At 49.6% G+C, this 13,056-nt stretch carries 9 protein-coding genes; 2 read left to right on the forward strand and 7 right to left on the reverse strand.

The annotated features are described in order from the left end of the window. Nucleotides 1-14: 14 nt before the first annotated feature. From EHT25_RS04695 to EHT25_RS32915, 6 genes are all read right to left on the reverse strand, one after another. Nucleotides 15-3,479 carry a TonB-dependent receptor gene (locus EHT25_RS04695; RefSeq protein ID WP_124873507.1) on the reverse strand — a complete coding sequence of 1,155 codons (3,465 nt, stop codon included), beginning with the start codon at nucleotides 3,477-3,479 and terminating at the stop codon, nucleotides 15-17. A gap of 227 nt (nucleotides 3,480-3,706) precedes the next feature. After that, on the reverse strand, nucleotides 3,707-4,777 hold the full coding sequence (locus EHT25_RS04700; RefSeq protein WP_124871367.1) for a FecR family protein: 1,071 nt from the start codon (nucleotides 4,775-4,777) through the stop codon (nucleotides 3,707-3,709). 73 nt (nucleotides 4,778-4,850) lie between these two features. Beyond that, complete coding sequence (locus EHT25_RS04705) at nucleotides 4,851-5,432, reverse strand: RNA polymerase sigma factor (RefSeq protein ID WP_124871370.1); 582 nt, start codon at nucleotides 5,430-5,432, stop codon at nucleotides 4,851-4,853. A 111-nt stretch (nucleotides 5,433-5,543) separates the two neighbouring features. Then, a complete protein-coding gene (gene xylA / locus EHT25_RS04710) occupies nucleotides 5,544-6,875 on the reverse strand; it encodes a xylose isomerase (RefSeq protein WP_124871373.1) in 1,332 nt (443 codons plus the stop codon). Between the two features lie 285 nt (nucleotides 6,876-7,160). Then, nucleotides 7,161-7,847: an NUDIX hydrolase gene (locus tag EHT25_RS04715; RefSeq protein WP_124871376.1), complete on the reverse strand. Its 687-nt coding sequence runs from the start codon at nucleotides 7,845-7,847 to the stop codon at nucleotides 7,161-7,163. A gap of 219 nt (nucleotides 7,848-8,066) precedes the next feature. Then, on the reverse strand, nucleotides 8,067-8,204 hold the full coding sequence (locus tag EHT25_RS32915; RefSeq protein ID WP_221622240.1) for a hypothetical protein: 138 nt from the start codon (nucleotides 8,202-8,204) through the stop codon (nucleotides 8,067-8,069). A gap of 237 nt (nucleotides 8,205-8,441) precedes the next feature. On the opposite strand from EHT25_RS32915, the gene EHT25_RS04720 reads away from it, so the two are divergent. Both EHT25_RS04720 and EHT25_RS04725 read left to right on the forward strand, forming a co-directional pair. Then, nucleotides 8,442-9,335: a hypothetical protein gene (locus tag EHT25_RS04720; protein ID WP_124871379.1), complete on the forward strand. Its 894-nt coding sequence runs from the start codon at nucleotides 8,442-8,444 to the stop codon at nucleotides 9,333-9,335. A gap of 70 nt (nucleotides 9,336-9,405) precedes the next feature. After that, complete coding sequence (locus tag EHT25_RS04725) at nucleotides 9,406-11,751, forward strand: hypothetical protein (protein WP_124871382.1); 2,346 nt, start codon at nucleotides 9,406-9,408, stop codon at nucleotides 11,749-11,751. 1 nt (nucleotide 11,752) lies between these two features. Here EHT25_RS04725 and EHT25_RS04730 read toward each other — a convergent pair whose 3' ends face one another. After that, a complete protein-coding gene (locus EHT25_RS04730) occupies nucleotides 11,753-12,532 on the reverse strand; it encodes a hypothetical protein (protein WP_124871385.1) in 780 nt (259 codons plus the stop codon). Nucleotides 12,533-13,056 lie beyond the last annotated feature (524 nt).

The following is a 13,056-nucleotide window of genomic DNA, read 5'->3' on the forward strand; positions in this document are numbered from 1 at the left end:
TGTTCTCTCCATGATTAGAATTTGAAATTGACCCCAAGCGTGAATTGCCGTACGGGCGGGTTGTTGAGGTTCACAGCGATTTGACGTTCCGGTGTCCCCCGTTCGCTGGCGCCCTGCGGGTTCAGGGTCGCCGAACCACTCGCGTAGCTGTTTCCTTCCGGGTCAACGGCCAGCTTATCCTTAACCAAAGGTGAATACAGGATCAGCGGATTGGTGGCGTTGAAGTACACGCGGGCTGAGTTCATGCCGACTTTCCGGATCAACTGACTGGAAAACGTATACCCCAGGTTGATACTTCTGACTTTGATGAATGACCCATCGTAGTAGCCCAGCGTGGAGCCAAAATAGGCAACTGCACTACCGGCATCCGGCGCCGGGAACGCATTGGTCGGGTTCGTTTCGGTCCAGTAATCGGTTTTCACCTGATTGACCCGACCCTGATTGTAGAAGGCAAAACCGCCCGAACCCGTGGAATTACCCGTTAGATACGGCACGATCACTTTCATTCCCATCCGGGCAAAGGTTACGATGGACAAATCAAAGTCTTTGAAGCTGAACCGGTTGGTGATGCCTCCCTCCCACTTTGGCTGGAAATTGCCCAGAATCTGCCGGTCGGCCGCATCAATTTTCCCATCGCCATTCAGGTCTTCCACCCGGATCTGGCCCGGGAACTGCGCCGGGGAGGTCTGTTTGGCCAGCGTCCCGTTTTCCTTATCCGATGTTTGCCAGATGCCAATTTTTTTATAGTCAAAAATAACCGACAGCGGTTGCCCCACAAACCAGCCAGCCCCTAAATTGGAGAGTTCGGTCGGTGTGGTGAGCTGCGTAATTTTCTCCCGGTTGAAGAAGTAGGTGACGTCGGCACTCCAGTTGAAACCTTTTGAGCTTCTGAAAATATCAAACGTCAAGGCGGTTTCCAGCCCCTTGCCTTCCGTGCGTCCCAGATTTTTCAGGGTCGAACCGGCACCGTTGCTCGGTGGCAGCGGGACAGACAGCAGAATGTTTTTCGTTTGCTGGTGGTACCAATCGACCGAACCCGTAATGCGGTTATTCAGGAAGCCGAAGTCAATACCAATGTCCACCTGGGAGGTCGATTGCCAACCCAGACCAGTGGCCGGCAGACTGGTAACCGTATACGCCAACTGCTGCCCGGCTGTACTCGTACCGAAATTGTAATATCCGGCCGACAATGCCCCCAGGGTCGCATAGGCTCCTACGTTTCGATTCCCGGACAGCCCCCAGCTACCCCGTAATTTCAGGTTCGAAATGAACGAGGCTCCTTTCATAAAGCCTTCTTCGATCACGTTCCACCCGGCACCAATTGCCGGATAATTAAAATACTGATTACCGGGCGATAGGGTCGACGAACCATCCCGTCTCATGGTCAGGGTCAACAGATACCGATCGTTATAACTATAATTCACCCGACCCATGTAGGATAACAGCCCGGTTTCGGAAAATGAATTTCCGAAATCCGAATTGGCCACTGGTGTTCCGGACGCCAGCGAGAAATTAGACGTCTTGATGTAATCGGCCGGAACACCGGTTATGGTAAACCGGCTGCCTAACGAGTGGTTTTTTGTAATTTCATACAGCCCGGTTATGCCGATTTTATGTTTTCCAAACGTCTTGTCAAAATACAGCAAGTGCTGGAGGTTGATGTCCCAATACTCGGTATTGCTGATTTCGGCGTTGGAGGACGATTGAACCGTGGCGCTGTTAAAATAGGTCAGCGGGCCATTATAACCGTTGTAGTTCGACTGGCTGAAATTCAACCCGGCATTCATCCGGTACCGCAGTCCGGGCAATATATTTACCTCGGCATACAAACTGTTAAAGGTCCGTATCGCCCGGGTGCGCCCCAGGTATGAATCCTTTTTGGTAATGATCGTCAACGGGCTGACGCCGGCCGCATCAATGGAGCCTTCCGCCGGGAACAGGTTGACCGAACCGTCGGCATTGTAAGGAGCAGCCAGTGGCGTTTGCCGTACCAAACCACCGGGAATACCACCTCCACCCGGTGTATTGGTGTAGGTCAGGGTATTGAGGGTATTCAAACCAATTTTGACATGCTTGCCGATGCGTTGATCGACCGTGGCCCGGATGGTGTAGCGTTCGAATTTTTGACTGGGAATGATACCGGTTTCATTGAAATAACCCAAACCCAGTGAATACTGCGTATTCTCTACCCCGCCGACCATGCTCAACTGGTGATTGGTGTTGAAACCGGGTTTGTACAGTAAATCCTGCCAGTCGGTCGAAATTCCGGCGGCCAGGGCGTCTTTTTCTTTCTGGGTCAGCGGATAAGCGGTGGTGCCGGGGCTGGTGCGGTTGTATTTGGTCGCATCGTCTTTAAACCGGGCGTACTCCGTTCCGTCCATGACGTTAAATTTGCCCATGATGTTGGTCACTCCGTGGTAGCCGTCGTAACTGAAAACCGGTTTTCCGATTTTACCCCGTTTGGTCGTCACCAGAATCACTCCCCCCGATCCCCGCGACCCATAAATGGCCGTAGCGGATGCATCTTTCAGAATTTCGAGGTTCGCAATATCGTCGGGGTTAATGTCATTCAGTCCGCCGAAGGGTATTCCATCGACCACGACCAGCGGGCCGTCCAGCCCGTCGCTCGACCCGGAACTCGTTGTCAGCGTGCGGTTTCCCCGGATCCGGATTTGCCCCTGAGATCCCGGCGTAGAGCCGTTGCTAATGACGGAAACCCCCGCGGCCCGGCCTTTCAGCTGATTCACCAGGTTAGGTGCCGGGACCTCTTTCAGGGTGGTTTCATTAACCGAAACCACCGAGCCCGTCACATCGCGTTTCCGTTGTACTCCATACCCGACCACCACGACCTCCTCCAGCGTTTTATTATCCACCGCCAGCGCAACATTGACAACCGTCTGATTGCCAACGGTTACTTCTTTGGTGGTATACCCAATAAAGGAAAAAACGAGAACCGTTCCATTACCCGATGGCACCGAAAGCCGATAATCCCCGTTGCCGTCGGTGGTTGTGCCCCGGGTCGCCGACTTAATCTGAATCGTCACCCCCGGTAGTCCTTCCCCGTTATCACCCGTTACACGCCCCGTAATCTGCACATCCTGAGCCTGATCGGTCATCACTTCGCTGGATGTTTTACTGGGAAAAAGGGTGGCTGGAGCTGCAACCCGTTTGAGCACAATTTGCTGATCTACGACTTCATAGCTGAGGTTAAGCGGAGTCAAAATCTGCTCCAGCACTTTATGAAGCTGCTCATTCTTAACTTGATAAGTAACTTTACGCCTGGACTGGATGATTTCCCGGCTAAACAGAAACTGAACATTTGCCTGTTCTTCAATCTGTTTGATGGCGGTCTCTACGTCCTGATTTTGAATCGAAAGACTGATGCGCCGGTTGAGAAGCTCCTGAGCTTTCCCATCAAACGCAAAACTGATGTTCATCAGGGTAAGCGCAAGCAAGATCTGTAAGCTCGAAATTTTCATCATCCGGATCCAAATGCTGCGATTGGTTATAAAATAGTGCATTGGTGTCTGCGTTTTTGTCTTTAAAAATTTGCAAAATGATTCCTGGCCCCTCGCTGTGAGGGGAAAGTATGCCTACCGTAAATGGGGCCGTCAAACGGAATGGGATCGGATAAATATCCGTTTACAGGAGGAAAGAGAACGTTTTTTCGATCATAGGAATAGGGTGGTTAAGAATGGAAATACGATTAATCACAGCTCCGGCTGTGTATGATAACCCGATTGTCGACCAGTTCGTAGGTTGACTCGATTGTCAGACAGATCAACCGGACTTTTTCAAGAAATGGGACGTCATTCAGTTGGCCCGTGAACGTGCAATTCTTTAACACGTCCCGTTCATACTGAATCGGCATGTGATAGCCCGCTTCCAGTTGATCAAAAATTTCAGTAACCGGTTTATACCTGAACACATAGTGTTGCGTGACGGGAGCGAATGCGGGTTCTTCTGCCGGCGGGCTTTTCCGCTTCACAACCGGCCCGGATTGGGCGTTTACTTTAACTTCTTCGTTAACCGTCAGTAACACCGGTTTTTCGGGTGACTTAACAGCCGAGACCATTACGTTTCCCGTTTTCACTTTGACAAAAGCGGTTTTCTCCCGATCGAAAGAACGTACCAGGAAACTGGTTCCCAATACCTTGGTTGTTAGATTGTGGGTATAGACAACGAATGGCCGGGCCGGATTTTTAGTAACTTCAAAAAAGCCTTCACCTTCCAGAAAAACCTCCCGTAATCCCGCAGTCATCTGTTTTCGAAACCGCAATTGGCTCCCTGACGACAGCAAAACCGATGATTGATCCGGCAGAAGAACGACACGGCTCTTATCGGAGGTATTCTTCACCAGTTGCCAGATTTCTGCCGGGATCGTTTTTCCATCGCCAGTTTGGTTCACCGCTGTTGGCTGAAAAACGGTTTTACCGAGCTGCCACCAAACCAGCAGACCCACAACGGCGGCTGCCGACAGCCATTGCCCCCACGGCTTGGGAAACAAAAGCCTGCGCGCTGAAGAAGCAGGCAGCTGATCCAGAATATCGGCGGTTTTGTCCCGTATTTCTTCCTGCGTAATAGCTACGGTTTTTCCCCGGATCACCCAAAAGGTCGCAACGGCTTCCTCATAGATTTCTTTTCGTTCGGGATGCAGCGTTAACCAGGTTTGCCAAAGGGCCTGATCTTCCGGTCGGCGTTCGGTAACCCAGGTCCGGAAAGCCTCATTTCCCAAGAAATCATCAACGCTCGAAAGATCTTCATCCAGAAGGCCCATTGGTACTTTTCGCTTATTCGTATTGATAGTATGAAGTTAGTACCCGCGGATACCCTCCTGAAAGGAAATTTTTTTAAAAAATAATACAACTCAGGTAAGCCAGGGGGACCAGCCACCGGGTGCGCAGCTTGTTGAGTGCCTTTTGCAGAAAATTAGAAACGGATTGCCGGTTGACGTGCATCGTCTCGGCAATCTCGGGAATGGATAAATTCTCGTAGTAGCGCAGGTACAAGGCTTCCCGTTCGCGGGCCGGTAACGCGGCAAGCTGGACCTGTATGGTTTTGGTCAGGCTGGCGAATGATTCCTGGTGAATCAATAACGTTTCGGAATCGATGTCTTCCAGAATGGTTGTATCCCAATCCAATTCCTCAAAAGCCAGCCGTTTCTGCACCCGTACATGTTGCAGGATGTGGTGCCGAAGGGCTTTTAATAAATAATGTTTAACCGATTCGGTTTCATTGATCTGCAGGCGGTTTTGCCAGAGTTGTAGAAAGAGTTCCTGAATAGCGTCCTCCACCACGGCTTCATCCACCCTAAATTTTAAACCATAGTGCTTCAGCGGGCGATAATAGCGCTCAACCAATTGACCCAATGCCTTTTTTTCTCCTTCACGAAAGGAGCGCCATAACGCGTGGTCGTGAACCTGGAAAGTCATAGAACTTGCTGGATTGTAGACGGATAAAAGCGCTATACGATATACGAATTGCGGCCCTGGTTTACCTTCCGGCTGAACGCGGCAGAAGGTAAACCAGACCCCCTCGACCGATCAGATGTACTGATTGATCAGACTCTCCAACCATTCCTGCTTACCGCTCCGGGATTGCGGCTCGCCCTTTTCCACGGTGTAACTGCGTAAGTCTTCCAGCGTCAGTTTTCCTTCCCGAAAAGCCTTGCCTTGTCCCTCATCAAAGGAAGCATACCGTTCTGCCCGGAATTTGAGGTAGTCGGAATCCCGCAGCAGGTTATCGGCCACGATAAAAGCCCGCGCAAAAGCGTCCATGCCGCTGATGTGGGCAATGAACAGATCGTCCAGATCCGTGGAAGGCCGGCGAACTTTGGCGTCGAAATTGATCCCCCCCGGTTTAATGCCACCGGCTTGCTGAATGACCAGGGCCGCTTCCACCAATTCGTAAAGATTGATGGGAAACTGGTCGGTATCCCAGCCATTCTGGTTATCGCCCCGGTTGGCGTCGATGCTACCCAGCATACCGGCATCGGCCGCGACCTGCAGTTCGTGGTCGAACGTGTGACCCGCCAGCGTAGCGTGATTAACCTCAATGTTCAACTGAAAATCCTTGTCCAGCCCATACTGCCGCAAAAAACCGATCACCGTTGCCGCATCGAAATCATACTGGTGTTTTGTGGGTTCCATCGGCTTGGGTTCGATGAAGAAGGTTCCCTTGAAACCCTGTTTGCGGGCATAATCCCGGGCGATTGTCAGAAACTGCGCCAGGTTTTCGATTTCCCGCTTCATGTTGGTATTGAGCAGGGACATATACCCTTCCCGGCCACCCCAGAACACATAATTTTCTCCATCCAGTGCAATCGTCGCATCGATGGCGTTTTTGACCTGGGTTCCGGCGTAAGCCAGTACCGCGAAATCCGGATTCGTGGCTGCCCCGTTCATGTAACGGGGGTTCGAAAAGACGTTCGCCGTGCCCCACAGGAGCTTTACACCGGTTTCGTTTTGCTTTTGCCGGGCGTATTCGACAATGGTCTGCAAGCGTTTTTCGTATTCCTGCACATTCGAACCTTCATCGACCAGGTCAATGTCGTGAAAGCAATAGTAGGGAACGCCCAGTTTGGTGATAAACTCAAAAGCCGCGTCCATCCGCATTTTTGCCCTCACGTTGGCATCGGCGTGCTGATCCCAGGCAAAAACGCGGGTTCCCGGTCCGAACGGATCTCCCCCGGCTCCGGTGAAGGTGTGCCAATAGCTGACCGCAAAGCGAAGCTGTTCCTGCAAGGATCTTCCACCGACGACTTGATCGGGGTTATACCATTTGAATGCCAGCGGATTTTTTGATTTGGGGCCTTCGTAAGCGATCGACTCAATTCCTTTGAAGTACGTTTTTTCGCCCAATGCAATGGTTGACATAGGTTGTAAGTTGGTTGTGCGATGGTGAATTCAGTGGCTTGTCAGGAAATTTTCAGCCCATCGGCTGACCGATTTTCCAGTGTATGGAATCGCCGGTAAGCTCAACGCATCTGAACCATCAAAACAGGCCCTAAAAACTTGTGTCATTCTGACACTTTTTAATAATTGTAAATTTGACGCTTATTTTTTAATTGTCAATAAGACAACTAAAAAAAATTTCAAAAATTTTTCTTATGCTAAAAAATAATAGCATTATACCGGGAAATCAGTCTGAAAAAACCGCAATTAATTGGGGATAAAATTCAAAAAGGAGTCAGCCACCAGGTGGTATTTTTCGGTATCGATCTTGTAGTAGAAGGCACCCCGTTTCGAGAACCCCTTTTGTTTTTCCGCCAGTTTGATCAACAGGTTGGTGGATAGAATCTTCCGACTGAAGTTACGTTTGTCGAATTCGGTGTTATAAATGGCGTCGTAGAGCTTCTTCAGTTGCGGAATGGTAAATTTATCATTCAGAAGTTCAAAGCCGATCGGATGCTGGGCGGCTTTGTAGCGCAGCCGCTTGATGGCCAGATCCACCATATCGCCGTGATCAAAAAGTAACGGAGGCAAATCATAGATCGAAAACCACTTTGCCTGGAAGGCCCCCGAGATTTTCGACTCGTAATCGGCAATCTTAACGAGCGAGAAGTACGCAATAGAAACCGTCCTGATGATCGGGTCCCGATCAGGATTACCAAATGCGTGCAACTGCTCCAGATATACGTTGGTCAATCCCGTCAGATCATATAATATGCGACTGGCTGCCTGCTCGAGACTTTCTTCGGATTGTAACCAGCCGCCCATCAGCGACCAGGTTTTTTCTTCAACGCCCCGTTTTACCAACAACACTTTCAGGCTTTCCCCATCAAAACCGAAAATAATGGAATCCAGCGCCACCAGGTAAGGATGCTGCTGTTTGTATTGATCTAACATAAACTAACTTGAAGATACCCGTGTCGATTTGGTTCCGCGAATGTACTAATAAAGCCGAATGATTGGCCTTTAACGGCGGGACACAATTCATGCCAGGCGATCTTTTCACTGCACGGCCTTCCGTTTACGCTTCTGGACATTCGTAAACCGGTATCCTGACCTAAAACTGACTCATATTTACGTTGCAATCAGATCGGGTTAATAGGTATGAAAAGTTTATCAAATTTTTGAGATCGGTAGTCCAAACCAGAAGCGGCCCGAATAAACGTACGGCTTGTCCCGGGAATACCGGCGGTTGGCAAGACTGACGCCCCGGCTGCATTCCGGTTTTATCCAGCTTTTCAGGAACGAAGACATCTTTGAAAAAACGCCTTGGTACCTTTAAGAAAAATACCTTGTTTCAGCGTAACATTACTTCCAAATTTTCTTGCCAACATGAAATCAAACGGTTGGAAACGAATCACAAGCCAATGGTTACGAATCGCTTCAAGTTTATTTTTAGCCTGTTTTGCGACGTGTCAGAATCCCGCTCGTAAACAAATTACGCCGGCATTTTATTACTGGCAAACTACCTTTAACCCCGCTCCTGCTGAAATGCTGCTTCTGAACCAGCTGAAAACCCGAAAATTGTACATCCGGTTTTTCGATCTGGACTGGGACCCGCAAGCCCAATCGCCCGCGCCCAGAGCGGTTATCCGGTTTATCCGGAAGCCCGTAGGTTTTTCGGTGATACCTGTTGTTTTTATTACGAATCAAACCATGCTTCGTTGTAAAATTCCGGACATTCCGGAGTTGGCGGCTAGATTGTTTCGGAAAATTTCTCAAATCAGTCACCAAAACGGCATCGATCCGCAGGAAATCCAACTCGATTGCGACTGGACTGCCACCACCCGCGACCGGTATTTCCAACTGCTTCGGGAAATCAAAAACCGGTATACCGGGACGGTTTCGGCCACGATTCGGCTCCATCAAATCAAGTATTCGGAACAAACGGGTATTCCGCCCGTCGAGCGCGGTATGCTCATGTTTTACAATATGGCGGATTGGAAACGTCCGGAAACCAGAAACTCCATTTACGATCTGGAGGTGGCCAATCGATACATTGATTTTATGGAAAAATATCCGCTGCCACTGGACGTGGTGTTCCCGTTGTTCCGCTGGACGGTCGTCTACCGCAACAACCGGTTTTTGACTTTACTGAATTCGATGGATCAGCAAACCCTTTCAAGGCATTCGTTTTTAAAACCGCAACCCGAAAACCGGTTTGTGGCGCAGCGCGACACGAATGCCCTCGGCTTCTCCATCCGTCAGGGCGATGTTTTCCGAGCGGAACGCTCCAAACCCGACGATCTGGCGCTCGGGAAGCAGCTTGTGCTAGCGAAAATTCAAAATCAAAAACTTACATTTGCCCTCTATCATCTCGATTCTACCGTCATTTCTGCCTATTCCGATGCGTTTCTCCAATCTCTCTTCCGGTCGTCTCCGTAGATTTTTTTTATCGCTGGCTATATTGATCGGTTTTGCGTGTGGGCCAGGCACTTACGACCTCAATGAGTTCATGAGTTTTTTCATGCCCGAAAGCAGCCGGTCGGCCGGGCGCGATCAGGTTTACCACTTTACCCCGCAACTGTATCGGTATGATGACAACGATGTTACCGACGAAGATTCGGTAGAAACGGACGAAAATACGCTGGCCTGGAAAACGTACAGCCGCGAAAAAGTGCCCGAAAGTGAGATCGCGGCAGCACTTTATAACCACGCGGATAAGACAACCAACGGACTTGTTCGCTGGGCGTCCGCGTCCAGTCCGGCGGCACTGGATTATCTGAATTTTGCCTGGCGGGTGGAAGACGCCACTCCCCAACCGGTCAATTCCTGGGAAGTTGACTCGGCTAAACTGGATACTTCTACGGCGGTGTTGAGAACGCTGTTGGCCGGGGCCAAAACCGGTTTTGCCGCAACATCGGATGTATTTCTAAAAGAACGATATGCCTTTCAGGCCGTTAAACTGGCGGCAATGGCGAAGAAATACCACGATTGCCAGTCGCTTTATGAAAAGCTGGTTGGTTCGCTAACCCGAAAAACGTTTCTGAGCGACTGGGCGTATTGCCGCCATGCAGGGGCTACTTTGGCACTGGGCGATACGGCCAAAGCCATCTACGAATTTGCGCAGGTCTTCGATCGCTGTCCTTCGCGCCGACGCGAAGCCGAAGCCAGTTTACGGATTCACGGCATTCGGTTTCGCGAAAAAGCGTTGGACTATTGCTCCACTGATCATGAGAAAGCAGCGGTTTATGCCCTTTGTGCGGTTCAGCCCAGGCAGGATGCGCTGCCGTTTTTAAAGGAAATGGTGCGACTCAATCCCGAAAATCCGCTGATCGAACTGGTCATGGCGCGGGAAATCAACCGAAACGAATATTTTTTCTTCCAAAGCACCTCACCCATTTACGGCTACGACGACGAAACCCGCCAGGATTCGACTCAGTTTGTTGCCCGGAAACAGGAAGCGCCGGATTATTTTCAGCAGTTGAGATCGTTCGCGCTGGAGTCCGCCGGAAATAAATCGTTGGGAGATCCGGCGTTCTGGCTGACGGCCACCGCCTATCTGGACTATCTGGTTGAGTCGTACGCAGATGCCAAAACGCATCTGGACCGGGCTGCTCAGGAAACCTCAGCCAATCCCGTATTGAAAAAACAGATTGCACTGCAGCAAATGTTATTGATAACTGCCCAGACCGAAACCATTACCCCGGAATTTGAAAATCAGCTTATTGGATACCTGGAACAGTTCGGCAATTCAATGAATTTTTACATGACCAATGCGTTTGTGGTATCCTGCAAACAGTTGGCGATTAAATACGGTTACGGAAAAACCGCCGAAAAAAAATCCGGCGGCTGGCTCACCAGTTGTTCGGGTTCGAAGCAAAACGCAGCCGATGACCTGGCAACGGCGAAAGGTTTTTTGCTCACCGCCCTGACGTCTTCGCAGCTCAACAAGAATGAGATTTATTTCGACAGCCATTCGGATTTATACGACATTGAGGATACCACATCAGCCGCAACGATTCAGAAAGTCGTCCGCTACGCTGAAAATGCCAACCCAACTGATTTTGACAGGCGCTTGTTGAAACTAAGCGGTTTTACCAATGACGCCCTGCATATTTTGCTCGGCAGACGGCTTTTATCCGAAAACCACTACGGCGAAGCTGCCAAAGCCTATGCCCGGGTCAGTCCGAAAGTCTGGGAGACCGAACCGTTCACGACCTATTTCGACGAAGATCCCTTTGCCCTCAACTTGCTGGGCGAACAGCACGGAACCAGCCGATCCAATTCATATACGCCCGTCTCGTTTCTTGAAAAGATGGCGGCAATGGAAAATCAGGCCAGCACCGCAACGGGGGATGAGGCAGCTGGTCTCTATTATCAATTGGGTTGCGGAGCTTATAACTTGAGTTGGTTTGGTAATTCGTGGCTTTTGGTTCGGGCGCGCTGGAGTGGTGCCGAGCCGATTTTAAGTCAGTTCACCTATCGTCAGGTTCAGAATCCGCAAAAAAATCTGGCGATGGACCAGGTAAACGAGCTGGATTATTACACCAATCGATCGGCGAAAGCTTTTTTCGAGAAAGCCATTGCTGCCGCCAAAAATCCGGAAATTGCGGCCAAAGCCTGTTTCATGGCCGCCCGATGTGAACAAAATGCATTCCGGACCCGTCAGGAAATTGAATATGCGAAACGCAATTATTCCGTCGATCAGGAACCGTTCGATGCCGAAATGAAAAACCTACGGCGCGAAAAATACAGTATGTACCTGGCGAAACTAGGTAAACAGTATAATCAGACGCAATTCCACCAGGAAATGATCCGGGAGTGCGCGACGTATGCGGATTTTCTGGCCGGGAAATAATTCAGTTCGTTTTGAACCGCTCGCCAAAATAAAGATTCAGCCCGACGCAAAGGTACCCCCATTTGTCCTTGGTGTTGCTATCGTAATGATTTCCTTCGGTAAAAACCGGTCCGCCAGGCACGGACACGTTGTTGTTATTATCCAGCGTTGCGTCTAATTTATCGGTTCGAACGATATTCAACCGCACGTCGCAGAAGATGCTCATCCGCCGTGACAGCGCCGTTGACCCGCGAAGGCCCATCACATATACCAGCTCATGGGTTCGCTTCACCCCCGCTTTGCCCCGGGCTTCGATACCGTCTCGCGATCGGTGACTGCCCGCGTTATTCGTCAATCGTTGTAGCTTGCCGGTTTTAAAATCGAAGGCTTCGGCCCTGAAAAAGATCAGTCCGGCACCGGCGTAAGGTCTCAATTCGTACACTTTATTCAGTTCTCTAAACCCTTCAAGTACATTGACCGACCCAACGGCTGCGACCTGAATAAAGCGGGTTTTCGCAATGGAATGGTAAAAATCCTCCTGTTGAGCCTGTAGCTCTCCCCCATCGACGGGCAATTCCACGGCAATGGTTTTGGTGATTGGAATACTCAACGATGCACCACCATAAAACTGGGATACCGGATCTTTCAAATCACCGTATAACTGAGTCAATCCCACTCGAATGGCCAGACTGGCGGGGTGATTCCCCGTCGGTTGCGGGAGCGGTTTTGTTTGGGCCAGCCCCTGAATAGTCGCTGAAATGGTCAGAAGGAAGTAAAAACCAGCGTGTAGAAATACATTCATCAGTCATCCGATCTATGTTTTTCCTTAGACGTGAGATATGAAAAAAAGTCATCTTTTTACTATTTCCATCCAATTATCTTCTGCAATGCGCCAGTCAATAGATCATTTTGGCAATAAATGAAATATCAAGTATTTTGCATTTCAGATGTTACCATTTTGCCATTTATGGAACTTTATTTACCTGTCTTTGTAAATCCTCTTTTCATAAGTTACCCCGGATCTCTACAAAATGCCCTCATTCATTTGTTTAAAACCGCGCACATTCACCAAAAAATATTTTTAGTCCTTAAAATTATTTTAGTAGTCTGTCTGGTGATCCTTCTTTTAAAAAAGAAAATCCGTTTTCGGAATCCGTTTTTAATTCTCTTTTTTGTCTCAATCCTCATTCTTTTTTTTCGACTTCCGAATACATTGCTTCCGGAGCAAAACATTGATGAAAGTGTTTACATTGTCGGAGCGGGTGTCATGCTCGACAATCCAACTATCTGGAAATCATTTGATTGTTTAACAGTTGGTCCGCTTCA

The sequence above is a fragment of the Larkinella rosea genome (genome assembly GCF_003858635.1).
Taxonomy (GTDB): Bacteria; Bacteroidota; Bacteroidia; order Cytophagales; family Spirosomataceae; genus Larkinella; species Larkinella rosea.